16 protein-coding genes, 1 other RNA gene and 1 pseudogene are annotated in these 26,985 nt (G+C 27.4%); 10 read left to right on the plus strand and 8 right to left on the minus strand.

The window, feature by feature from the left end; genetic code table 11:
• Positions 1-121 precede the first annotated feature (121 nt).
• Positions 122-10,498, plus strand: coding sequence for a T9SS type A sorting domain-containing protein (locus N5A56_RS05520; RefSeq protein ID WP_265724588.1), 10,377 nt, complete (start codon positions 122-124; stop codon positions 10,496-10,498).
• A gap of 67 nt (positions 10,499-10,565) precedes the next feature.
• Here the strand turns inward: N5A56_RS05520 and N5A56_RS05525 are convergent, their stop codons facing one another.
• On the minus strand, positions 10,566-13,013 hold the full coding sequence (locus tag N5A56_RS05525) for a TonB-dependent receptor (protein WP_265724589.1): 2,448 nt from the start codon (positions 13,011-13,013) through the stop codon (positions 10,566-10,568).
• A 5-nt stretch (positions 13,014-13,018) separates the two neighbouring features.
• Entirely contained in the window at positions 13,019-14,722 is a 1,704-nt protein-coding gene (locus N5A56_RS05530) for a M23 family metallopeptidase (RefSeq protein WP_265724590.1), read from the minus strand.
• Between the two features lie 148 nt (positions 14,723-14,870).
• Between N5A56_RS05530 and N5A56_RS05535 the strand changes: the two genes are divergently transcribed.
• The 4 genes from N5A56_RS05535 (at position 14,871) to rny (ending at position 17,261) form a co-directional block, all read left to right on the plus strand.
• Entirely contained in the window at positions 14,871-15,161 is a 291-nt protein-coding gene (locus N5A56_RS05535; RefSeq protein ID WP_265724591.1) for a hypothetical protein, read from the plus strand.
• Between the two features lie 13 nt (positions 15,162-15,174).
• Complete coding sequence (locus N5A56_RS05540) at positions 15,175-15,465, plus strand: cell division protein ZapA (RefSeq protein WP_265724592.1); 291 nt, start codon at positions 15,175-15,177, stop codon at positions 15,463-15,465.
• 53 nt (positions 15,466-15,518) lie between these two features.
• Positions 15,519-15,646, plus strand: a non-coding RNA gene (gene ssrS, locus N5A56_RS05545) — 6S RNA.
• Positions 15,647-15,692: 46 nt separating this feature from the next.
• Entirely contained in the window at positions 15,693-17,261 is a 1,569-nt protein-coding gene (gene rny, locus N5A56_RS05550) for a ribonuclease Y (RefSeq protein WP_265724593.1), read from the plus strand.
• Positions 17,262-17,309: 48 nt separating this feature from the next.
• Here rny and xerD read toward each other — a convergent pair.
• Positions 17,310-18,205: pseudogene (xerD, locus tag N5A56_RS05555) on the minus strand (site-specific tyrosine recombinase XerD).
• 245 nt (positions 18,206-18,450) lie between these two features.
• Here xerD and N5A56_RS05560 point away from each other — a divergent pair.
• Positions 18,451-18,729: a hypothetical protein gene (locus tag N5A56_RS05560; RefSeq protein WP_265724595.1), complete on the plus strand. Its 279-nt coding sequence runs from the start codon at positions 18,451-18,453 to the stop codon at positions 18,727-18,729.
• A gap of 84 nt (positions 18,730-18,813) precedes the next feature.
• On the plus strand, positions 18,814-19,227 hold the full coding sequence (gene aroQ / locus N5A56_RS05565; protein ID WP_265724596.1) for a type II 3-dehydroquinate dehydratase: 414 nt from the start codon (positions 18,814-18,816) through the stop codon (positions 19,225-19,227).
• A gap of 14 nt (positions 19,228-19,241) precedes the next feature.
• On the opposite strand, the gene N5A56_RS05570 is transcribed toward aroQ, so the two are convergent.
• The 5 genes from N5A56_RS05570 to N5A56_RS05590 form a co-directional block, all read right to left on the minus strand.
• Positions 19,242-19,712 carry a GNAT family N-acetyltransferase gene (locus tag N5A56_RS05570; protein WP_265724597.1) on the minus strand — a complete coding sequence of 157 codons (471 nt, stop codon included), beginning with the start codon at positions 19,710-19,712 and terminating at the stop codon, positions 19,242-19,244.
• 112 nt (positions 19,713-19,824) lie between these two features.
• A complete protein-coding gene (gene ftcD, locus N5A56_RS05575; RefSeq protein ID WP_265724598.1) occupies positions 19,825-21,507 on the minus strand; it encodes a glutamate formimidoyltransferase in 1,683 nt (560 codons plus the stop codon).
• Between the two features lie 81 nt (positions 21,508-21,588).
• Entirely contained in the window at positions 21,589-22,737 is a 1,149-nt protein-coding gene (locus N5A56_RS05580; protein ID WP_265726095.1) for a lipoprotein N-acyltransferase Lnb domain-containing protein, read from the minus strand.
• A gap of 24 nt (positions 22,738-22,761) precedes the next feature.
• Positions 22,762-23,832: a putative type IX sorting system protein PorV2 gene (locus tag N5A56_RS05585; RefSeq protein WP_265724599.1), complete on the minus strand. Its 1,071-nt coding sequence runs from the start codon at positions 23,830-23,832 to the stop codon at positions 22,762-22,764.
• Positions 23,833-23,887: 55 nt separating this feature from the next.
• Positions 23,888-24,886 (minus strand): YheT family hydrolase, encoded by a 999-nt coding sequence (locus tag N5A56_RS05590; protein WP_265724600.1) that lies wholly within the window; start codon positions 24,884-24,886, stop codon positions 23,888-23,890.
• A 97-nt stretch (positions 24,887-24,983) separates the two neighbouring features.
• Here N5A56_RS05590 and N5A56_RS05595 point away from each other — a divergent pair, with 97 nt between their 5' ends.
• From N5A56_RS05595 to N5A56_RS05605, 3 genes are all read left to right on the plus strand, one after another.
• Positions 24,984-25,694, plus strand: a complete 711-nt coding sequence (locus N5A56_RS05595) for a CDP-alcohol phosphatidyltransferase family protein (protein ID WP_265724601.1) — start codon at positions 24,984-24,986, stop codon at positions 25,692-25,694.
• Positions 25,695-25,724: 30 nt separating this feature from the next.
• A complete protein-coding gene (locus tag N5A56_RS05600) occupies positions 25,725-26,219 on the plus strand; it encodes a GAF domain-containing protein (RefSeq protein ID WP_274270262.1) in 495 nt (164 codons plus the stop codon).
• Positions 26,220-26,310: 91 nt separating this feature from the next.
• Positions 26,311-26,934, plus strand: a complete 624-nt coding sequence (locus N5A56_RS05605; RefSeq protein WP_274270566.1) for a sensor histidine kinase — start codon at positions 26,311-26,313, stop codon at positions 26,932-26,934.
• The last annotated feature ends 51 nt before the right edge of the window (positions 26,935-26,985 follow it).

Consider the following 26,985-nt stretch of genomic DNA (forward strand, 5'->3'; position numbering starts at 1 on the left):
CCAATACGCCAAGGCTTTTAATTTATTTGATAAATTGAAATATACCTAATTATAGGTATTGATTGTCTTTTGTTTATTTATCATTTTTGGAAACATTAACTCAACTAAAAACTATATTGCTATGAAAACAAGATTACTATTAATGTTAAGTTTATTTATTGGACTTATCGCTTATGGACAAACAATACCGGCAGGAAGTATTGATAATACATTTAATACTGTTGGTACAGGATTTAACTCTGGGGTTACGTCATTAGCAACTCAATCTGATGGAAAAATACTAGTTGGTGGATATTTTACGTCCTATAATGGAACTCCAAGGTACAAGATTGCTAGAATAAATGCTGATGGTAGTTTAGATACTTCATTTCAGTTTAGCAATGAAATCACAGGAGAAGGAGTTAGTCAAGTAGATATAAGCGCAATAAAAATTTTATCTAATGGGAAAATACTTATTGGTTTTCAGGTTTTAACAAATTCTTCAAGCACACACACTAATACTTATGTTTATAAATTAAATTCTAATGGCACAATAGATTCATCTTTTACTTCAGTACCTTTTGTTGATGAAAATGGTAATTCTTCTGAAATAAAATCTATTGAAGTTTTAAGCAATGGAAACATTATTGTTGGTGGTTCTTTTTCAAAAGTAAGTGAACAAGTTAGTTATAATATGGTCTTATTAAATGCAAATGGAACAATACTAACAGCTTTTAATTCTTATTTGACTTCAATTACTAGAGATTCAATTTTTGAATATGTAAATTCAATTAAAATTCAAACTGATGGAAAAATTTTAGTTGGTGGTATTGTTTATTTACGTTCTAGTGATACTTACACAAGATTAATTCGTCTAAATATTAATGGTACTATAGATAGTGCATTTAATTCAAATTTATATGCAAACTGTATAGCAATACAAAATGATGGGCAAATAGTAGTAGGAAATAGCTCAGAAATTTATCGCTTAAATACTGATGGAGCTATAGATTCAAGTTTTTCTTCAATTAAAACTGATAATATTGTTGAAGATTTAACTATAGATAGCAATGGGAAAATTGTGATTGTTGGAAGATTTACAAAAGTGGCTAATATTTCTAGAAATAAAATTGCACGTTTAAATTCTGATGGAACTTTAGATACAACTTTTGATATAGGAACAGGGGCAAGTGGGCAATATAGGTATATTTATGGCATTTCTATTCAATCTGATGGTAAAATAATAATTGGAGGAAATTTTATTAGTTTTAATAGTGATGAGAATCAAAGATATATTTCACGTTTATTTAATGAAGAAACAGAAAGAGTTACAAACGTACCAGATAATAATTTTGAACAAGCTTTAATTGATCTAGGCTATGATGATGTATTAGATGGCTCTGTAAATACAGCAAATATTAATTCAATAACATCTATAGAGTTAAATGGTAAAAATATATCAAATTTAACAGGAATCGAAGATTTTACAAGTTTAACTCAGCTGTACGTAGGTAATAATTTGTTAACTTCTTTAGATGTATCAAAAAATATAAATTTGATAAACTTAAATTGTAAGGAGAATTCTTTATCAGAATTAGATGTTACTAAAAACATAAAATTAGAAACATTATTATGTAATGATAATTCATTATCAAGTTTAAATTTAGAAAATAATATTGATTTATATCAGATATGGTGCTTTAATAATGTTATAGAAAGTTTAGACCTTAGTAATAACTTAGTGTTAACTAAATTGGCTTGTAATGATAATTCGCTAACAAGTTTAAATATTAAAAATGGAAATAATATAAATTTAAGTGAGTTATATGTTAGTAATAATCCAAATTTAAATTGTATTCAAGTTGATGACGAAAATCATTCTACAACAAATTGGACGTATGTTACATCAGCAAGATATAGTGAAGATTGTTCTATTGCTGTAGTATTAATACCAGATACCGTTTTTGAGCAAAAATTAATTGATGCAGGATTTGATACAAATGGATTAAATGGAAATATTTTGCAAAGTGAGGCAGAAGCAATTACTCAACTTAACTTTAGAAATGATTTTAATCCGGATACATCTTTAATAATAAAAGAAGCAACAGGTATAGAGTCAATGCCTAATTTAACTAGTTTGGTGTTGGGTAATCATGCGCTTACAAGTATAGATGTTACAAATAATCCTAAATTAGAAACATTAGATTTGTTTTATTCTAACATTTCTGTGATAGATTTATCTAATAATAATTTAATAAAGAGATTAGATTTAGCTCATAACAATTTAACAGAAATTAATGTTACAAATTTAACTCAATTAGAGTCGTTGTTTTTAAATAATAACAACACAATTGAGTTAATAGATCTTAGTAATAATACTTTATTAACGACTGCTTGGTTAAGTTATAATAATTTTAGTACTATAGATGTAAGTAATAACAATTTATTAGTAACACTAAGATTAAGTGGTAATGATTTGTCTCAAATAGATATTTCTAATTTGGGAGAGTTAGATAGGTTCGATATTCAACAAAATAATATATCGTCTTTAGATGTTAGTAATAATACTAAATTAAGATATTTAGACTTTAAATATAATAAAGTATCAAGTATAGATGTATCTGGCAACTTAGAGCTAATCGAATTTAGCGCTTTTGATAATTTACTTACTTCAGAAATAGATTTAAGTTTGCATAAAAAACTTACTAAAGTAATTTTAGGAACTAACCAATTAACCAAAATTAATTTAAATAATGGAGCTAACACAAATTTAACAGCTATAGATTTTAGATCTAATCCTAATTTATCTTGTATACAAGTGGATGATGTTAGTTACGCAACTTCAAACTTCACTAATATTGACAATTCTTCTTTATATAGTACAGATTGTTTTACACCTAAAGTTACTATTTCTGACACTAATTTTGAACAAGCATTAATAGATTTAGGTTGGGATACTAAAGGGTTATTAGATGGGACAATTACCGAAAGTGATGCACAAAAAATTGATACTCTACGTATTCCTAATCCTATAAATAATTCTTTATTACCAAATGTAAATGCAAAAATATCTGATTTAACTGGTTTAGAAAGTATGTCTAATCTGGTTTATTTAGATGCTAGTGATAATGAGCTTACAGCAGTAAATACAGCTAATAATCCTAATTTAAAAAATTTAGGATTAGGGTTAAATCTATTAACAACTTTAGATGTTTCGAATAACTCTAACCTTAAACAGTTATTTGCTTATAATAATAATTTAACGAGTATAATTTTTGGGACACAAACAAGCTTAGAATATTTATATATAGGTAACAACCAGCTTACAAATGTAGATTTAAGTTCTATGACTAGTCTAAAAAGAGCTTTAGCTGAAAACAATATGCTAACAGCAATGGATGTTAGTAATTCTCCTAATCTAGAATGGTATACAATTTTTGATAATCAAGTTACTTCAGTAGATTTTAGTAATAATCCAAAAATAACCTCAATTTGGATGTATAACAATCAAATTACTTCTTTAGATGTTACCAATTTAACTGAATTAACCTCTTTAAGAGCGAGTAGTAATCAAATAAACAATATTAATGTTACTTCAAATGTAAAATTAAAAACATTTGAAATGGATGGTAATGGTTTAACAGCTTTAGATTTAACTAATAATCCGTTATTAGAATATCTTTTTGTTGGTAATAACCCACAAATTGGTAACATAGATACATCCATATTTACAAACCTAATAAAAATTGGTATAGATAATATTGGAGCTACAAATTTAGACTTAACAAACTCACCAAACTTAACAGAATTGTTTTCATCTAATAATAGTTTAGCATCATTAGATTTAAGCAATAACCCGTTATTAACTAGATTATGGTTAAATAATAACACAAATTTATCTGGGTTATCGGTTTCAAATATGACTGTATTGGAGGAGTTTGCTGCAAATAACACGAAAACAAATATTATTGATGTTGGTGTAAATACAGAATTAAAAATTTTAGAATTAGGAAATACAGGGTTAAGTACTATTGATCTTACAAAAAACACAAAATTAGAAAACTTGTCTTTGTATGACAACAATATGACAGATATTGATTTATCACAAAATTTGCTTTTAAAAAAGCTTGATATAAATCAAGTTAAAAAGGTTGGAGATTTAGATTTATCAAACCATAATCAATTAGAAGATGTTGTTATAAATAATACATTATTATCTAGTTTAAATTTAAACAATGGGAGTAATACTTTAATTTCAAGAATTGAGATAAAGAATAATACTAACTTAACTTGTATTCAAGTTGATGATGTTGAATATTCAACCATAAATTTCACAAATGTAGATAATACATCAGTTTTTAGTACAAGTTGTTTTAGTACACCGGTTGTAGTTATTCCAGACACAAACTTTGAACAAGCATTAATAGATTTAGGTAAAGACTCTAATGGATTAAATGGAAATATTTTATTATCAGAAGCACAAGCAATAGATAGTTTAAGAATTTCAGATCCAATAAATAATGCATTATTACCAAATGTATCTGCAAAACTTACAGATTTAACAGGTATTGAAAGTATGATTAATCTAACGTTTTTAAATGCTACAACAAATGAGGTTTCTAATTTAGATTTATCACAAAACACGAATTTGACAGAACTTTATGCTGATAATAATAGTATATCAACGATTACCTTTTCAGATAGTAATTTAATAGAGTCTATTAATTTAAGAAATAACCCTATAGCAGCAATAGATGTTACAAGTTTTAATAATTTAAAAAATTTAGATTTATCATATTCTAATATTAGCACAATAGATGTGACCCAAAATTTGAATCTTGAAGCAATTTGGATTGGAGGAACTCAAATAACTAGTTTAGATGTAACACAAAATATAAATTTACTTGCTTTAGGTATTTTTGAGAATGGGTTATCTGTTATAGATTTATCAAATAATATTTCGTTAGTAAATTTACAAATTAATGATAATAACTTTACTGCTTTTGATACCTCAATTTTTCCTAATTTAAAATATTTTATTGCTCATAACAATCAATTAACCTCAATTGATTTTTCAGCAAATACTTTATTAGAGGTTGCTCAGGTTCAAAGTAATCAATTAACTTTTATTGATGTTACAAATAATACAGAGTTAGTTAGTTTTTGGGTTTTTAAAAATCAATTAACCACTTTAGATGTAACAAATAATATAAAACTTGATTATCTAGGAGCATTTGAAAATCAATTAACATCAATTGATGTTTCAAAAAATACTGCATTAACAACTTTGTCTGTTAGAAATAACCAATTAACCACTTTAGATGTAAGTAATAATATTAACTTAACAGGTTTATGGTTTCTTGATAATAAAATTACTGAAATAGATGTTAGTAATAATACACTTTTAGAAGGTTTAGGTTTAGAGAGTAATTTAATTAAAGAATTAGATTTATCTAATAATGTAAATTTAAAAAGAGTTTATTTAAATGATGGAGTTTTAGAAAAAATCAATTTAAAAAATGGAAATAATACCTTAATAACTGAAATCAATTTTAATAACAACCCAAATCTTAATTGTATTGAAGTTGATGATGTTACTTATGCAACTACAAATTTCACAAATATAGAAAACGCTTCAGTATTTAATTTAGATTGTGGTTTTCAAACAGAAGAAACAGTTGTAATTCCAGACACCAACTTTGAACAAGCCTTAATAGATTTAGGAAAAGACACGAATGGATTAAACGGTAATATTCTTTTATCAGACGCACAAGCAATAGATAGTTTAAAAATTTCAAATCCAATTAATAACGTATTATTACCAAACGTATCTGCAAAAATTACAGATTTAACAGGAATTGAAAGTATGTCAAGCTTGGTATATTTAGAGGCTTATTTAAATGAAATTTCTAGTATAGACTTATCAGAAAATATTGAATTATCTTATTTATCAATTTCTTATAATAAACTTACTGCAATAAATTTAAGTAGTAATTTAAAAATAAATACTTTAGATTTATCTGAAAATCAGTTAACTACGATTGATTTAACAAATAATATTTTATTAGAGAAACTTTGGTTGCCGGTAAATGAAATAACATCTTTAGATTTAAGTAAGAATACAAGTCTTTCGTATTTAAATGCAGGTGAAACTTTAATAGAAACAATTGATCTAACTAAAAATACATTGTTAAAAGAATTTTATTTGTTTTCAAGTAAACTTACTTCGTTAAATCTACAAGAAAATGAAAATCTAGAAACTTTTGTTTTAACAGGTAATAGTTTTATAACTACTTTAGATTTATCAAAAAATAATAATCTAACTAATATAACAATTGTTCGTAACACGGGATTAGCAGAGATCAACTTACAAAACACAAATAATAATAAAGTTGCTGAAGTTTACTTAGGTGATAATCCAAAGTTAACTTGTGTTCAAGTTGATGATGTGAGCTATTCTACAGAAAACTGGGCAAGTATAAATAATACTTCAGTTTATAGTGTAAATTGTTTTACAAATACAGCTCCAACAGTAAGTTTAGTTACATTTTCTGGGACATTAACAGAAGCAGAAGTGCTAACAGCAAGTTATGAATATTCAGATTTTGATGCAGATGTAGAAGCTGGATCAACATACAAATGGTATGTTTCAGAAGATTTACAAGGAACGAATAAAATAACAATTACAGATGCAATTACACAAAGTTATACTTTAACCACAGAAGATGTTGGTAAATACATCAGTTTTGAAGTAACACCAAATGACGGAACAGAATTTGGAGAAAGTGTAGAAAGTGAATTACAAGGGCCAATTGAAGCTGTTTTTGTAAATACAGCTCCAACAGTAAGCTCAGTTACATTTTCTGGGACATTAACAGAAGCAGAAGTGCTAACAGCAAGTTATGAATATTCAGATTTTGATGCAGATGTAGAAGCTGGATCAACATACAAATGGTATGTTTCAGAAGATTTACAAGGAACGAATAAAATAGCAATTACAGATGCAATTACACAAAGTTATACTTTAACCACAGAAGATGTTGGTAAATACATTAGTTTTGAAGTAACACCAAATGACGGAACAGAATTTGGAGAAAGTGTAGAAAGTGAATTGCAAGGGCCAATTGAAGCTGTTTTTGTAAATACAGCTCCAACAGTAAGCTCAGTTACATTTTCTGGGACATTAACAGAAGCAGAAGTGCTAACAGCAAGTTATGAATATTCAGATTTTGATGCAGATTTAGAAACTGGATCAACATACAAATGGTATGTTTCAGAAGATTTACAAGGAACGAATAAAATAGCAATTACAGATGCAATTACACAAAGTTATACTTTAACCACAGAAGATGTTGGTAAATACATCAGTTTTGAAGTAACACCAAATGACGGAACAGAATTTGGAGAAAGTGTAGAAAGTGAATTGCAAGGGCCAATTGAAGCTGTTTTTGTAAATACAGCTCCAACAGTAAGCTCAGTTACATTTTCTGGGACATTAACAGAAGCAGAAGTGCTAACAGCAAGTTATGAATATTCAGATTTTGATGCAGATTTAGAAACTGGATCAACATACAAATGGTATGTTTCAGAAGATTTACAAGGAACGAATAAAATAGCAATTACAGATGCAATTACACAAAGTTATACTTTAACCACAGAAGATGTTGGTAAATACATTAGTTTTGAAGTAACACCAAATGACGGAACAGAATTTGGAGAAAGTGTAGAAAGTGAATTGCAAGGGCCAATTGAAGCAATTTGGGTAAATACAGCACCAACAGTAACTAATGTTCAAATATCAGGAACTTTAACAGAAGCAGAAGTACTAACAGCAAGTTATGAATATTCAGATTTTGATGCAGATGTAGAAGCCGGATCAACATACAAATGGTATGTTTCAGAAGATGCTACAGGAACGAATAAAATAGCAATTACAGATGCAATTACACAAACTTATACTTTAACCACAGAAGATGTTGGTAAATACATCAGTTTTGAAGTAACACCAAATGACGGAACAGAATTTGGAGAAAGTGTAGAAAGTGAATTGCAAGGGCCAATTGAAGCAATTTGGGTAAATACAGCACCAACAGTAACTAATGTTCAAATATCAGGAACTTTAACAGAAGCAGAAGTACTAACAGCAAGTTATGAATATTCAGATTTTGATGCAGATGTAGAAGCCGGATCAACATACAAATGGTATGTTTCAGAAGATGCTACAGGAACGAATAAAATAGCAATTACAGATGCAATTACACAAACTTATACTTTAACCACAGAAGATGTTGGTAAATACATCAGTTTTGAAGTAACACCAAATGACGGAACAGAATTTGGTACAAGTGTAGAAAGTGAATTACAAGGGCCAGTTGAGGCTTTGGAAGTATTGTTAATTCTAGATGCAAACTTTGAACAAGCTTTAATAGATTTAGGGCACGATACCAATGGTTTAAATGGTAATATTCTTAAAAGCGAAGCGGAAGTTGTTACATTTTTAAATGTTGAATCAAAAAATATTTCTGATCTAAAAGGTATACAAGGTTTTACAGCTTTAGAAACTCTTGGGTGTAGTCTTAATAATATTACATCAATAGATTTAAGTAATAATAAGGCAATTAAAGTTTTATTTATTGGAGATAATCAATTAACAAGTTTAGATGTTTCAATGTTAATAGACTTAGAACAATTAGTCGTAGATAGAAATAAAATTACAGATATAGATGTTAGTAAAAATTTAGCTTTAAATGCTTTAAGTTTATCTGGTAATCTTCTTACTAGTTTAGATGTAAGTTCAAATGTATTATTAGAAGATTACTTATGGAGTAATGATAATTTACTAACTGCATTAGATTTGTCTAAGAATCCAAGGTTAAAAATTATTCATGCAGAAAATAATAATTTATCATCTTTAAATATTAAAAGTTCTGGGAATAATAATATTACAGAATTTTATGCAACTGGAAACCCTAATTTATCTTGTATTCAGGTTGATGAGGTCGTTTATGCAGAAACAACTTTTGTAAATATAGATTCACAAACTAATTTTAGTGAAGATTGTGATTTGTTTTTAAATCCTGTAGTTTATATACCAGATGCTAATATGAAAGTAGCGTTAGTTGCTGACGCTTTTATTAATACAAATGGAGATGATGAAATTCAAGTTTCAGAAGCAGAAGCAATAACAGGAGAGATTGATAAAGGAGAAAACTTAGGGATTTCAGTTCTAACAGGTATAGAGGCTTTTATAAATATTACTGGTTTAAATGTTAAAAACAACAATTTAAGTTCAGTAGATTTATCAAAAAACAAAAAATTAATATGGTTAGAAATTGGAGGTAATAATCTAACTTCTTTAAATGTTGATAGTTTAACAGTCTTAACTAGGCTAGTTGCTAAAAACAATAATATTACTGGAATAAAATTGACAAATAATACAGATTTAGTTGAATTAGATGCTTCTAATAATGATATTGTAAATTTTGATATTAATCAAAATAGCAAAATTACAAAGCTTATATTGAATGATAATAATTTAGAAAGAGTTGTTTTACAAAATGGAAATAACACATCTATTTCTGACATTAGCTTATTAAATAATCCTAATTTAGAATGTGTAACTGTGGATGATGTCGATTATTCTAATACTAATTGGGCAAATAAAGATGCACAAACAAACTATAATATAGATTGTAATTCTGTTTGGGAAATTTATACTGAAGATGAAGAACTAGACAGTGCGCTAATCTCAATTCCAGGTTTAGATGACGATGGAGATGGAGAGATTACTTATGAAGAAGCTCAATCTTTTACAGGGAATTTAGACTTAAGTGGTCAAAATATTACAGATGCTACTGGTTTGGAAGCTTTTTCTAATGCAGAAAGTATAGATGTTTCTGGAAATAATATTACTGATATTAGTAATTTATTAGATAATACTTCTGTAGTTGTTGTTTCTAAAACAACAGGAGAAAAGAAAACCTTTACAAGAAATAATGCAGAAGGAATTAAAAAATTAAATGTTTCAAATAACTTGCTTGAAGAAGTTGATGTTTCTAAAGTTACAAGCATAACAGAATTAATTTTAGCAAATAATAAATTAATCTATTTAAATTTAAATAATAATTCTAACACTACATTAATTAAAGTTGATGTAACTGGTAACCCAGATTTAAGCTGTATTCAGGTTGATGATGTAGACATAGCAAATAATAACGCAGATTGGAAAAAAGATGCAATAGCAAGTTATAATACTTTCTGTTCGAAGACTGTTTTAAATATAGAAAGCTACTTAACAGAAAGTATTTCTATGTATCCTAATCCTACAACAACAAATATCCAGATTACAATAACTAATGATATAATGTTAAGAACTATTGAAATATATAATTCAATAGGAAAGAAGGTGATAGAAAGTAATAAGAGCTTAATTGATTTAAAAAGCTTAGCAAACGGAATTTACTTAGTAAGAGTAATTACCGATAAAGGATTTATTAATAAAAAGTTAATCAAAAAATAAGAAAAAGAGAAGAGTGTATTTTGTTTTTGAATTTTGCGGGGTACAGATTTGTACCTCGCATTTTTTGTTAAAACTTCATGCCAATTTTAAAATTTAAAACTCTACCAGTCATAAAGTTTGGAATCCCAAATTGTGTTTTAGAATACACATCTCTAACCCAAGTATTTGTAATAGAATTTTGAATATCAAACATATTAAAGAGTTCTAAACCAGCAGTTAATTCTTTAAAATTTGATAACCATCCCTCAGAATAACGTTTATTAACATCTGTAAAAACATAAGAAATACCTAAATCTGCACGTTTGTAATCTCTTAATCTTTGCTGAAAATTATAAGGGTCTGAGTAAGAAGGAGAACCTCCTGGAAGACCCGTATTATAAACGAGGTTTAAATACGCTTTTAAGTCTGGTAAATTTGGTACATAATCTTGAAAAAGAATCCCAAATTTTATACGCTGATCAGAAGGTCTAGCAATTGTACCTTGGTTATTAATATTTTCTTCCGTTTTTAAATAACCTAAACTTACCCAACTTTCATTTCCAGGAACAAATTCGCCATTTAAACGAACATCTAAACCATGTGCGTAAGCAGTTGTAACATTATCTGCTCTATAACGGATTCTAACGTTATCTATAGTATAAGCATTTACATCAGAAAGATCTTTATAATATAATTCGGTTGTAAGTTTAAAAGGTCTCTGCCACATATCAAAACTATAATCCATACCTGCAACGTAGTGTATCGATTTTTGCGCTTTAACTTCAACATTAATATCACCATTAAAATTTCTTAATTCTCTGTATGAAGGTGGTTGTGCATATAATCCACCAGAAATTCGGAATAACATATCTTTTTCCCAATTGGGTTTAATAGCAAATTGAGCTCTTGGACTAACAATAGTTTTATTTTTAGATTGGATTCCGTTACCAAGTACAGACCAATTATGAGCTCTAACACCTAAATTGTAGAATATTTCATGATCACTCCAAAAAGAACGCTGATTAAATTGTACAAAACCAGAAACTCTATTAATGCTTACTTCATTATCTTTTCTAATATTTTGATAAGCAGTAATATCACCTTCAAAAGGTTCGTAAGGTTCGTTGTTTGCAGCATGACTTGGTGGTCTTATAGAAAAACCAAGAGAATCTATAATTTCCCATTCTCTAATTCTATCTTTAATTTCCTCTTTTTGATATTTTACTCCAAAACTCCACTCTGTTTTACCTTTTTTAATCGTTCCTTTAATTTGAAAATTAGTAATTAAGGCATCTAAATCATTACGAGCATGATTTAATTGAGATCCAATTCCTTGAGAGAATTCAACTTCACCAAAATTTTCAGAGCCTATATTTGCATCAACTTCTCCAAGGTTATATTGGGCAGCAATATCAAAATGTTCTTCTTCTTGGGTATTGTATCTAGAGGCAGTAGCAGTTAATTTAAAATTATCATTCATGTTATAATCAGCAGATAATGCACCAAACATAGTAAGGTATTTATCTCTTTCCTGTCCAGAGTAATAAACGATTAATTCTAATGGTTCTGCTACAGTTCCAAAACGAGTTCTTCTAGATAAAGGTTGATAATTATAATTGTTTAAAGAAAAATTTCCTAAAAAGTTTAAGGAAAATTTCTCTGAAAAATCATAGGTTAAATAAGTTTGTACATCGGTAAATCTTGGTCTAAAATTAGTTTCAATTTGTTTACTGTTTACAAATAAACTATTATCTCTATACCTAACTCCAGTAATTGTGCTTAGTTTTTTATTTAAAAAGTTACCTTCAAAAGTTACACTAGCACCTAGCAGACTAGCGTCTATTGTTGTTGCTGTTTCTGTGGGGTTTCTGTAAGTTATGTCTAAAACAGACGATAATTTATCGCCATATTTAGCTTGAAAACCACCGGCAGAAAAATTAATATTCTGCACCATATTAGAATTTATAAAACTTAAACCTTCTTGTTGACCAGATCTTATTAAAAAAGGTCTATAAACCTCAATTCCGTTAACATAAACTAGGTTTTCATCAAAATTTCCACCTCTAACATTGTATTGCGTACTTAACTCATTATTGTTACTTACTCCTGGCAATGTCATTAAAACATTCTCAACACCAGCATTAGGGCCAACAATATTTATTGCTTTCTTTACATCAATTTTAGTAAAACCTTGAGCCTTTTTTTTATGATCTTTAATAACTATTTCATCCAACTGTTCTGTTTTTAAAGATAAAATAGGAGAGAAGCGAATAGCATTTCTACTTTTTGCAGTAAATTTTTTTGAAAAAGTTCTATATGAAACATGACTAAAAAATAAAGTTACTTCTTCTTTAAAAGGAATTCTTATTTGATATTTTCCATTTTCATCAGTTATAGTTCCAATTTTACCAACCTTAATAGATACCTTTTCTATTGGATTTTTCTTACTGTCTCTAACTGTACCTTTAAGTATGGTAGTTTTTTGTGCTACTAGTAAACTAGGTATTAGTAACAAAAAGAAGCATATTTTTTTCACAAAAGTTAATTTATATGTTTTTTAAAGAACGTTGTAGAAAGCTTATTCGTATTTCCAACATTATCTGATACTACAAGTTTAAAGATATGTTTGCTACCAACCAATTTTTTATCACTAAAATTATAGGTTAGAATTCTTTTTTTATGATTGTATTGCATTAATATCCATTTACCATCTATGGTTGCTCTATAGTTTTTTATGCCAGATCCTATATCACTAATTTTAACTTTTAATGTTTTAAAATTAGAAATCCATTGATTGTTTTTTATATATAGTAGTTTTATTTTAGGTTTTTGATTATCAGTTAATAAACTGTATTTACCTAAAGTTTTTGTTGTGGTATAAAATGTGTTGTCTTTTTTTCTAGTATTTCTATATCTTGGATATTTAGCATAATCTACATTAGCAATATAAAGCTGTTGTTTTTCTGCTTCGGAATATTTTGAAACGTTAAAAGTTAATGTATAACTTTTATCTAATGGAATAATAGGTGAGTGTATTTTTGCAACTCCATTTTTAATTTCAAAATCTAAGTAAACATTTTTATAAAACGTGTTTTTAGGAAAAGCAATGGTAACATTTTCTTGTTTAAATTTATTAAATTTCTTTGCAATTATTTTATATGCAGTTGTGTCTTTTTGTTCTGTATAAATTGAATTATTTTTTACTCCGGTAATAGGTATTGTAACAGAACTAGTATTTCCTTTAAAATCTTTAGCAATAATTTCTACTGTATAATTTAAGTTTTGTTTTATGTTTATTTTACCATTATTAATTAAATCTTTATAGGTTGATAGTTTATTAGCAGTAACTTTATGTGTTTTTTGATATTTTCTTTTATATTTTTTATAATGCTTATAATCTATGTGTAAATTTAAAAATTTACTTTCAGAAAAAGAAAATGTTTCTACATTGTGGTAATAAAATCGCTTGCCATTTACGAGCATTTCTAAACTGTAAATTCCATTTTTATTTGGAGCTTTGTTAAATCTATCAAATACGCTTATACCAAAACCTATAAGTCCATTTGCTGTTACTTTATCTGCAATATATTTTCCAATTCCAATATTTTTAATTTGTAATTGAAAATTTTTCGTTTGTTGGTTTACCCTAGAATTAGAGTTCAAAGCATATATTTTAAGAGCTTGTATTGTTGGAACTTTTGTGTCATCAACTTTTAATCCAAAAAATAAAGGGTTAATTACATTCTCTGTAGCTGTATTTCTAATTTCGTAATGTAAATGCGGTCCGCCAGAACCACCTGTATCACCAGAAAAACCTATAATTTGACCTTTTTTTACTGGGAATTTACTTTTTTTAAAATATAAATTACCAGTAGCATAATTCTCTTTTTTATATTGAATAGATTTTACGTATTTATCGATATCTTTAGCAAACTTACTTAAATGCCCATACACCGTTGTATACCCATTCGGATGCGTAATATAAATTGCTTTTCCGTATCCGTATTGTTGTACTTTAATTCTAGAAACATAACCTTCTGCAGCTGCAAAAACATTTAAACCTTCTTTGCCTTGTGTTTTTATATCTAAACCTGCATGAAAATGGTTACTTCTTAATTCTCCAAAAGAACCAGATAATACGATTGGGATATTTAAAGGGGGAATAAAATAATCTTTTGGGTATTTTTCTTGAGAAAAAGAGAATAAATGTAGAATTAAAAAAGAGGCAACTAATATTTTTTTCAATGTGCAATGATTTTTTTGGCAAAAATAGTAAAAATCAAAGTTCTTGTAGTTTGTTCTGTTTCAGTAAATTAGTAAAAAAGTAATAAAATGTTGTAAGGTTTAAAACAGAATGTTAACTTTGTAGAGATAGTTTATTCTAAAAAGTAAGATGAGTAATACACTAGAAGCAATTCATTTACTGGAAGATAAGTTGAAAAAACTTCTTTCTAATTATGAGTTTTTAAAAAATGAAAATCAAATATTGCTTCAAAGTAACAGCAAATTACAAAATCAACTTATAGAAAAAGAGCAATTAATTGTAGAACATAAAAAAGATTTTGATCTACTAAAAATTGCAAAAGCTATTGAAGGCAGTGGTACAGATACAAAAGATACAAAGTTGAAAATTAATGCATTAATTAGAGAAATTGATAAATGTATTATTCAATTACAAGAATAAAGTTCTTTAAATTGTGGAAAAATTAAAGATTAATATTGTTATTGCAGGCAGAACATACCCTTTAAGTGTTAGTAATACTAAAGAAGAAGAAGGTATGCGTAAAGCAGCTACAGCAATAAATAATTTAATTTCTATGTATGAGCAAAATTATGCAGTTAGTGATAAACAAGATGTTTTAGCAATGTCTGCATTACAATTTGCTTCTAAATTAGAAATATTATCTTTAGATAAAAGCGACACAAAAAAAGAAGAATTAGAAAAATTAAATGAACTTACTAATCTGGTAAGTAATCATTTAGAATAAGTTCATTAAAATACATTAACAACACACTGCCTACGTTAGTAATTGTTTATTAAACTCAACACTATTCTATTATGAAGGATGAGTCTTAACTACAAAAGCATGCCATAAATGCTGATTTTTTTCAGTTTTTAAATGGATCCTTGAATAGTTAGTTAGTCCTATAAATGTCATATTGGAGTTTAAAAACCCAACTAACGTAGGCTTTTTTTATATATTAAATTTAAATTATGGATGGAATGATACTTCCCATTATTTTGGGAGTTTTAGCAGGAATTGCAATAGGTTTTTTAATCTTTAAATCGATGGAAAAATCGAAAGGTAAAAAAATGTTAGATGGAACTAGAAAAGAAGCTGCTACAATATTAAAAGAAGCTAAAATTGATGCAGAGTCAGTTAAAAAAGAAAAGATTTTACAAGCAAAAGAAAAATTTATAGAGCTAAAATCTGAGCATGAAAAGGTAATTTTATCAAGAGAAAAGAAAATTTCTGATGTTGAAAAAAGAATTAGAGATAGAGAATCTAAAGTAGCTTCTGAAGTTGATAAAAATAAAAGATTAAATCAATCTTTAGAAAGCAAAGAAAAAGATTATAATTTTAAACTAGATTTTTTAGAAAAGAAAGAAGGTGATTTAGATAAAATGCACAAACGTCATGTAGATATGCTAGAGCAAATTTCTGGTTTATCTGCTGATGAAGCAAAAAAAGAATTAGTAAGTTCTTTAAAGGATGAAGCTAAATCTGAAGCAATGGCTTTTGTTCAAACTTCTGTTGAAGAAGCTAAATTAACAGCAGAACAGGAAGCTAGAAAAATTATTTTAGGAACCATACAAAGAGTGGGTGTAGAACAGGCAGTAGAAAACTGTGTTTCTGTTTTTAACTTAGAGTCTGATGATGTTAAAGGACGTATAATTGGTAGAGAAGGTCGTAATATTAGAGCAATTGAAGCTGCAACAGGAGTAGAAATTATTGTTGATGATACTCCAGATGCAATTATTCTTTCTTGTTTTGATCCTATTAGAAGAGAAATTGCACGTTTATCTTTGCATAAATTAGTAACTGATGGTAGAATTCATCCTGCTAGAATTGAAGAAGTTGTTAAGAAAACAGAGAAACAAATTACACAAGAAATTATTGAAGTAGGAAAAAGAACTGTGATTGATTTAGGAATTCATGGTTTACATCCTGAGTTAATTAAAACTGTAGGACGTATGAAATATCGTTCTTCTTATGGGCAAAACTTATTACAGCATTCTCGTGAAGTATCTAACCTTTGTGGAATTATGGCTTCTGAAATGGGCTTAAACGCTAAATTAGCAAAAAGAGCTGGTTTACTACACGATATAGGAAAAGTACCCGAAACAGAAAGCGAACTACCTCATGCTTTATTAGGTATGCAATGGGCAGAGAAATATGGAGAAAAAGCAGAAGTTTGTAACGCCATAGGAGCACACCATGATGAAATTGAAATGAAAAGTATGTTATCACCAATTGTTCAAGTCTGTGATGCTATTTCAGGAGCAAGACCGGGAGCAAGACGTCAAGTATTAGATTCTTATATTCAACGTTTAAAAGACTTAGAAGAAATTGCATTTGGTTTCACAGGAGTGCAAAAGGCTTATGCAATTCAAGCTGGTAGAGAATTACGTGTAATGGTAGAAAGTGGTAAAGTAAACGATACGAAAGCTGCTGAATTATCATTTAACATTTCTCAGAAAATTCAAAATGATATGACATATCCAGGTCAAGTAAAAGTAACTGTGATAAGAGAAACCAGAGCAGTAAATGTTGCAAAATAAAATATTTGTTTAAAATATATTTAAAAATCCCGCAATTTGTGGGATTTTTTATTTTCTAGGATGAAATGTTTCTACAACTTCTTTTAAATAACTTCTATCTAAATGAACGTAAACTTCTGTAGTTGTTATGCTCTCGTGTCCTAACATTTGCTGAATAACTCTTAAATCGGCTCCATTTTTAAGTAGATGTGTAGCAAAAGAATGTCTTAAAGTATGTGGACTTATTTTTTTATTTAAATTAATTTTAATTGACAAATTTTTAAGGATTGTAAAAATCATTTGTCTAGTTAAACTTTTGCCTCTTCTGTTTAAGAACAAAGTATCTTCAAATCCTTTAATTGTGCTTACATGGCATCTAATATCTTTTATATAGAATCTAATATATTTTTGAGCAATAGAATGAATTGGAATAAAACGTTCTTTATCTCCTTTTCCTGTTACTTTTATAAAACCCTCTTCAAAAAATAAATCAGAAATTTTTAAAGTAATTAATTCGCTTACACGCAAACCACAACTATACATAGTTTCTAATATAGTTCTGTTTCTTTCTCCTTGAGAATGACTTAAATCAATAGCAGCTATAAGTTCATTAATTTCATTTTCGGATAATGTATCGGGTAATTTTCTTCCAATTTTAGGTGCTTCAATTAAATCGGTAGGATTAGTTTCTCTATAATCTTCAAAAATTAAATAATCAAAAAACTTCTTAATCCAGAAATTATTCTTGCTTGACTTCTGGGATTAATTTCTTTAGCTATATCATAAATAAATTTTTTTATGATATTGTTATCTATTGTAATAGGAGATAATTTAATTTCATTTTCTTTTAAAAATTTAGTAAGTTTTTTTAGATCTCTTGTATAACTATCTATTGTGTTTACAGATAATCCTCTTTCAATTTTTAAAAATAATTGATAATCAGTAATAGCGTTTAACCATTTCATAATTAGGTAAGTATGTTATATTCGATAATATTAATTAAAAATAAAGAATTATGAAAAAATTATTTTTAATGTTAGCTTTTTTAGCTATTGGGTTTTAAACTAGTGTACAAGGCGCTTTTAGTTATGGTGCAAATATAGGAATTCCTGTAGCAGATGTATCTAATGTAACTTCTTTTAGTTTTGGAGCAAACACAACCTATCTTTATAATTATAAAGAAAAATGGGATTTAGGTTTTGCTTCAAATTTGCAGTTTTATACAAGTAAGAATGGTCTTGATGGAGTTACAAACTTAAGTTTAGCAGGAGCTTCTAGATATGATGCTTCCAAAAAAAATGTTTTAGGTTTTGATCTAGGATGGGCTTTTGAAATAAGTTCTTCTGGAAATTATGGAGGTCTTTATTGGAAGCCAATGGTAGGTTATAATCTAAGTGATAAGAAACTTTTAACATTATCTTATAATGCAGTAAGAAAAGATAAAATAACCATTGCTAATATTGGTTTTGGAATAATGTTTAACATGTAATTACATTTTATTTATAATTTACATTAAAGGAGTGGTTTTAAAAATCGCTCCTTTTTTTGTAGAAAATAATTGTATTTTTGATTTATGAAAATAATAATAATTAATGGACCTAATTTAAATCTTTTAGGAAAACGTGAACCAGAAATTTATGGTTCTCAAACTTTTGAAGAATTTTTTGAAGAACTTAAATTAAAGTTTTCAACTATAGAATTATCTTATTTTCAATCTAATATTGAAGGAGAGTTGATTGATAAATTACACGGAGTAGGTTTTGATTATGATGGTATCATATTAAACGCTGCTGCTTATACACATACTTCTGTAGGTATTGGAGATGCAGTAAAAGGGATTAATACTCCTGTTGTAGAATTACATATATCTAATATACATGCCAGAGAAGAATTTAGGCATCATAGTTTTATTGCACCAGCTGCAAAGGGAGTTCTTTTTGGTTTTGGTTTAAAAGGCTACGAATTAGCAATTAAAAGTTTTCTTTAAAATGAATATGCTTGTTAATTTAGTTTTAATATCATTTTAATATCTGATCTTTCGTAATGTGAATTTTCTTCCACAGGAATTTCTATAAATCCCATTTTTTTATAAAGATTGATTGCTGGTACTAAGCTTCTGTGTGAATATAATGTTATACTTTCCCATTTTTTATTTTTAGCAAAATTAATACTAAAATTCATTAATTGTAAGCCAATTTTTAGGCCTTGATATTTTGGTGAAACAGCCATTTTACTCAATTCAAAAAATGTTTTTTGGTTAATTAACGAAACTACACCAACAATTTCATCATTATATTTAGCAAAGAAAATATATCCACCAGGTTCTAAAACATATTTTTTAGGATTACTCAATATCTTTTCATCATAAGGTTCTACGTAAAAATATTTTTTTAACCATTCTACATTTAAATTATAAAAATCTTTAGCATATTGTGGTTGATAATCTATAATTTCTAAATTGTTTATTGCCATATTATATTTTTATATAATTATAGTTGAATTCCATTTTTAAATGGAAATTAATAATATTAAAACTTAACTAAACTAAAATATAAGAACTTTAGTTTAGTTAAGAGTACTAAAATTAAATTTGAGAATTTATAATTCCCATCATTTCATCTTCTAATTTTTTTGTATTCTTATAAATTATTTCTGCTTTAGCTAATATATTTTTAGCAAACTCTCTATCTTTAATATCTTTAGCATTAATTCTTACGTTAAAATAAGCACCTGTAACTGCAGTTTTAGCACATAAAACTCCAACTCCAGCATCAGAAAGTGAGTTTTGAATTCCTGTTTTCATCATTTCGATCATAACTTCTATCGAGTTATATGCAGTTTCCATAACCTTATAAGGTATTTCTGTAGCATATTTCGTTGCATTTTCAATTGCTTCTTTTCTAAGTTCTATTTCATCATCATTTGTTTTTGGCATTCTAAATCCATCAATAATTTTATTAAATGCATTAGTGTCTTCATCCACTAGAAATAATAATTCGCTTTTATATTTCTGACCTTTTTCTGCCCAATCAGAAAAATATTCCCATTTAGAATCCCAACCAGCTTTATGAGCAGATAAATTTGCTACCATTGTTCCTAAAGAAACTCCAAGAGCACCAACATATGCAGATATACTTCCACCACCTGGAGCCATAGATTCAGAAGCGGTTTCCTCAGCAAAATCTTTTACTGTAAAATCAATAAGTTTTTTATCAGCGTCAGAATTCATTACATACTCTATAATTCTTTCTTGAGGATTAAATGGTTTTAGATCATCTAAGCCTAATGATTTTATAGCTATTTTTATTTTTTCACTTTCACTTATACCTAATGAACGTTGCTGTTTAATTAAATAAAAATCTGCAGCATCTAACATTGCGTTTAAGGGTACTAAACCTACTAATTCTGAACCAGTAACACGTAACCCACGTTTTGTCGCAGCTAAATCAGTTTCATAAAATGCTTCATGCATCGATGTTATAGTAATGTTTGTTAAGTTATATGATATTTGTGCAATACCATATTCATCAATAAACCAACCAATTCCTTTTACAGCTTTTAGTTTTCCAGGAATTCTTTCTACCTCACCATTTTTATCTAATACTTTTTTACCGTTAATTACTTTTGCTCTTCCGTTTTCTCTAATATCAAAAGCAATAGCGTTTGCTCTTCTTGTAGAAGTAGAATTTAAATTTACATTATAGGCTATTAAAAAATCTCGAGCAGAAATTGCTGTAACTCCAGAAGTAGTTACTTGTTTATTGTATTCTGTTGGACCAAAATCTGGTTTCCATTTTGGGTTAGATAGCTTATCTTTTAAACCTTCATATTCACCAGAACGAACAGTGGCTAAGTTTTTACGGTCGTTTGATGTTGCTGCATTTTCATAGAAATATCCAGAAATACCTAATTCATTACCAACTCTCTTACCTAGTTTATGTGCAAATTTTGCAGTTTCTTCCATAGAAATATTTGCAATTGGTACTAGAGGACAAACATCTGTAGCTCCAAAACGTGGATGCTCTCCAGTTTGTTTACTCATGTCTATTAATTCAGAAGCTTTTTTAATTAATCTAAAAGCAGCTTCAATCACATTTTTAGGCTCACCAACAAAGGTAATTACTGTTCTGTTAGTTGCTTTACCAGGATCTATATCTAATAGTTTTACACCTTCTACTGTTTTAACAGTATTAGCTATAATATTAATTTTATTAATATCTCTTCCTTCACTAATATTAGGAACACATTCTATAATCTGTTTGTTCATTATCGATCAATTTTATTACCAAATGTAGAATTTTCATCAAAAATATACTACTAAAATTATCATAAAAAGAAAATTAATTAACTATTTCAGTTCTTTTGATAAAAAGAGATATCTAACTAGTAAAAGAATTAAGAAAGGAGAAATAGAAATAGGAAATAATTGAACTTCAAAAAACCAAAGAATAGGAATTGTTAACATTAATAAGGTCAAAAATTTAAAATACATTTTTAATTTTATTGTTTTATTTTTTTTAAAAACCAAAAAAGAAACGAATAAATTTGGCGCAAAAGCCCATAAAAAATTAAAATTGTTTGGAGTAGTGGAGTGGTCTGTAAAAAACCATAAAAATAGAACTACAATACCAATAAAACCTGTAGAGAAAAGTAAGGTGAAATCTACCCATTTTGTTACGTTATTATTCTTAAAGTCTTTATATGTAAAGAAAAGGCCTATTAATGAAATAATGCTAAAAATTAAAAAAGGATTTAGTGTAGAAATTTCTAGTTCTTTTTCTTTATAATTTAAAAGAATATCTTCTCTCTTTATTAGTGCTGATTTTTGATTTTTAATATATAAATCACTATTTTTGAAAATAGAATACACATAATCAGGTAAATACATGTATTGTTTAAATTCTGCTTTTTGGTCTAATTTACTTCCTAAAGCTAAATTAATTCCAAAACTCCCCCAAGTATTCCAAGGAATCTCTTTATCCATTAACTGTCTAAAAGATTGATTATTGGGTGTGTTTTTATCACTAAAAACTACTTTATTTCCAAGTATAGAAGTTGTAATATCTCTTAGTTTAGTAGCGCAATTGTTAAAGTACGGATCGTAAAAGTAATTTGCATTTTTGGGATGGGCATTGTTTTCTAAAAAGATAAAAAATTGCTGTCTTTCTAATTGGTTTAAGTTAAGTACTTGTTGTTTTACCCAGCGTTTATCTCTATTATAACTTCTTAAAAAGTACTCAAACTTGTATCTTCCTAAGCGATAAAGTAATTTTCCTTTTGTAAAATTAGAATAGAAATTAGGAGCGTTAAAATCGAACATTCCATAATTATAAATTAAATCTAATTTTATAACAGGGTCTTTAACACGTATTGCAGAATGACCAAAAGCTTCATATAATTCTGCACCAGGACCAGCAGTTACAATACTTATTTCTGACTCTTCAGATAATTTTACTTGTGAATTTAAATGAAATGTATGACTAAATAAAAAGAGAATTAGTAAATATTTTTTTCATAAATATTATCTTCTAAAAAAACTATAATCTAAAGTAATAGAAAAAATATTAGAAAATAAAGCATTACCAACACTTCCAATATTTGTTAAAGCATAATCCACTTGAATTCCTCTATAATTAAAACCTACACCAAAATTTGGCTGTGTAGATAAAGATTTTGAGTTATCAAATTCTGTAATATATTGAAAATTTCCAACTCCTAAACGAAGAAAAACTAATTGATCATAATCTAATTGAAACCCTAAAGCAGGGTCTATACTCGCAATTTCTGATGAAAAAATATCGTTTGTTTGTTCAAAACGAATATTTAAATCTATTTCTGTTTGCAAATTAAAATATCTACCAATTCTAAAGTCTTTAGCAATACCAATTTGTAATTTAGGTTTGGTAATTTCGGTAGTTTCTGGTAGTTCTTGGTTTTGGCCTGGAATAGCATCTTTAATTTTATTGAATTCATCTTCGTCTATAGCCCAACTATTAAAAGTAGTTGTAATGTCTCTAGCCATTAACCCAAATTTCCAGTTATTTCTTTCAAACTGAATACCAGCATCAAGTCCAAACCCCCAAGAAGTTGCAAAATCACCAATAATTCTTCGAACTACTTTTGCATTAACACCAAACTTTACATCTTTAAAAATTAATTTTCTAGCATAAGCAAAGTTAAATGCATAATCTGCTGCAGAAAATAAACTAATTCTATTAAAATCAATATTTCCATTACTATCAATTAAAGAAGTAGTGTTTAAGATATCGTCTACACCAAAACGAATTAAAGAAATACCAATTGCACTATTTTTGTCTATTGGCATAGCAAAAGCTGCATGATTATAATTTGCAATTCCGGCAAAATAAGAAGCGTGCATTAATGAACCTTGGTAATCTTCTATACCTACTAAACCAGCAGGATTCCAATAAATAGCATTTACATTATTGGTTGTTGCAACCACAGATTTACTTTTACCAAGAGCAGCAGCATCCACACCAATATTTAAAAATTCGTTAGAGTAATTTCTAAAAGCTTGCGCATTTAAAAATAAAGGAAAAGTAATAATAAAAAGTAAAAATCTATATTTCACAAAAATAAAATTAGTTATAACAAATATCTAAAAACCTACTAAAATAACTATGGTTTTAACTAGATATTGTTTCTAAAATATCTAATTCTATATTTTCTTTAATAAATCTAGAAATTCTATTTTCTACCCATCTGTTTTCTTGTGGCTTAAAAGAAGACATAAAGCCACAATGACCACCAAATTTAGTTTCTTCAAAATAAAAATAATTAGAATTTTCTGCTTCTTCAAAAGGATAACATTCTTTAGATAAAAAAGTATCATCTTTGGCATTTATAAGAAGGGTGGGTTTATTAATTTTAGAAAGGTAAGGTTTTGCGCTAGCTTTTGCCCAATAATCCTCAGGACAATCAAAGCCAAAAACCGGTACAGTATATAAGTATTCTAAATGTTTAAATTTTGTAGCTTTAAAAAGTTTGTCTTTATCTAATTTATATTCTGGAAACTTATGTGCTTTTTCTAAAATCTTGTTTTTCATTGTTTTAAAAAACACTTCCATATATAATTTATTCTTAAATTTATCCATTTCAATTTCTGCAGAAGCTATATCTACAGGAACAGATACAGCAATTCCTCCTTTTACTATTGGAGAAATATTTTTACCTTTTTCGCCTAAATATTTAAGGGTTAAATTGCCACCTAAACTAAAACCTACAATTACTATGTTTTTATAATCGTAGTTTTCTATTAAATGATCTACTATAAAACTTACATCTTCAGTTTTTCCACTATGGTAAGTTGCTAGTAATAAATTATCTTCTCCGCTACAACCTCTTAAATTTAAGCAAACAGTATCTAAACCTTTACTATTTAAATGTTTTGTATTTGAAGTCATGTATTTAGATTCTGAACTACCTTCTAAACCATGTATTAGCAAAACTAGCGTATCTGAATTTACAAGAGAAAAATCCAAATCAAAAAAATCATTATCCCAAGTAGTTACCCTTTTTCTTTGATAGTTAACTTCGTCTTTCATAAATAAAGGCCTATACATTGTATTAAAATGACCATTTCTAAAAGGCATAGTAGGAGAAAAATTTGAAGTAAAGTTTGGCATTTGATTTTTATTTTTACAAATATGACAAAAATTAAACTATTTTGAAAACTGCCAAATTATGATTTCTTATTTTTGCTTCTAAAATCAAAAAGAAATAATGAAAATAAAAGCTCATATTCCAAATTTATTAACGTTGGGAAATTTACTATGTGGAACAATAGCAACAATATTTGCCGTTCAAAGTGATTTTGTCTTAGCAGGTATTTTTGTAATTATTGGTATTTTTTTTGATTTTTTAGACGGATTTGTAGCTCGATTATTAAAGGTTAGCGGAGATTTGGGTAAACAGTTAGATTCTTTAGCAGATATGGTAACTAGTGGAGTTGTACCAGGTATTATTATGGCTAAATTAATACAAGATAATTTAATAAGTAGATCTAATTCATTTGATACTTCAATTATTGATATTTCTATAATTGGTTTAATATTAACACTTTCTGCTTGCTATAGGTTAGCTAAGTTTAATATAGATACTAGGCAATCTGATTCTTTTATAGGATTACCAACACCAGCAATGAGTTTATTTGTAATTTCGTTGCCACTTATTCAAATGTACTCAGAACTTGATTTAGTACAAGATTTAATTAGTAATAATTATTTTTTGATTGGTGTAACTTGGGTTTTAAGTTACCTTATGAATGCTGATATTCCTTTATTTTCTCTTAAGTTTAAAGAGTATTCGTTAAAAAATAACTGGATTAGATACCTGTTTTTATTAATTTCGATAATTTTAATTTTTACATTAAATTTTATTTCTATACCAATAATCATTTTATTATACGTAATTTTATCATTGAAGAAGATGTGAAAAATATTTTTTACCCCCTTAAAAAAATCTATGATTTCTGCAAAGCACCCCAATAACGAAGAAGAAAGATTAAAAATTTTAAACTCATATAATATTTTAGATACTTTACCAGAAGACGAATATGATGCTATAACAAAAATAGCTGCGGGTATATGCAATACTCCAATAGCGTTAGTTTCTATAGTTGATGAAAAAAGACAATGGTTTAAGTCTACATATGGTTTAAATGCAAAGGAAACTCCTAGAGATGTTGCTTTTTGTGCTCATAGTATATTACAACCCAAAGAATTATTTATTATAAACGACGCTAATTTAGATGAACGTTTTCACGACAATCCTTTAACTACTCAAGAGCCTAATGTAGTTTTTTATGCAGGAGCACCATTAAATAGTTCGGAAGGGCAACCTTTAGGGACTTTATGTGTAATAGATAACAAACCTAAAGAATTAAATGAAAGCCAAAAAGAAAGCTTACTTTTATTAGCAGAACAGGTTGTAAGACTTTTAGAGTTAAGAAAAAAATAATGAATTAAGTCAAGCTAAAGATAAGTTCGAAAAATTAAATGAGCAATTAAATAATTTTGCTTACCGTTTAACTCATGATTTAAAATCGCCAATTAATGGAGTAAGTTTTTTGCTAGATGTTTTAAAAGAAGACCATTTAGACCTTTACAAAAATACTGAAGCAGAAGGCTATATTAATTTAATATCTAATAGAATTGTTTACATGAATAATCTTGTAAATGAAATATTAAATTACTCTAAAGTTACAAGTGAAAATATAATTTATGAAGATTTTAACTTAAAAGAGTTACTTGAAAGTATAATTAGCAATAACGATTTTGAGAATAAAATGTTGTTAAGTTCAAATGGTTTAGATAAAAAAATTAATTGTTCTAAAATAGGTATTCTTCAAATATTTCAAAATTTAATTTCTAACTCAAGAAAATTTTCAGATGAAGATAAGGCAATTATAGAAGTTATTTTAAATGAAGATGAAGAATATTATCATTTAACTTATATGGATAATGGCCCCGGAATTGAAGAAGAATATAGAGAAAAGGTTTTTGAAATGTTTGAAACCTTAAATAATGAAAGCAATAACAATACAGGAATAGGCTTAACTACAGTAAAATCTATAATAAAAAGATTAGGAGGTACAATTAGTTTAAGTGAAAGAGAAGATAAAAATAAAGGGGTCTGTTTTATCTTTAATATTTCTAAAAGAAATATTAACTAATTTATTATTTAAATGATGTTTAAATCTTCAAGAAGTTTTATTGGAACTTTA

The sequence above is a fragment of the Polaribacter ponticola genome (assembly GCF_026191475.2).
Lineage (GTDB): Bacteria > Bacteroidota > Bacteroidia > Flavobacteriales > Flavobacteriaceae > Polaribacter > Polaribacter ponticola.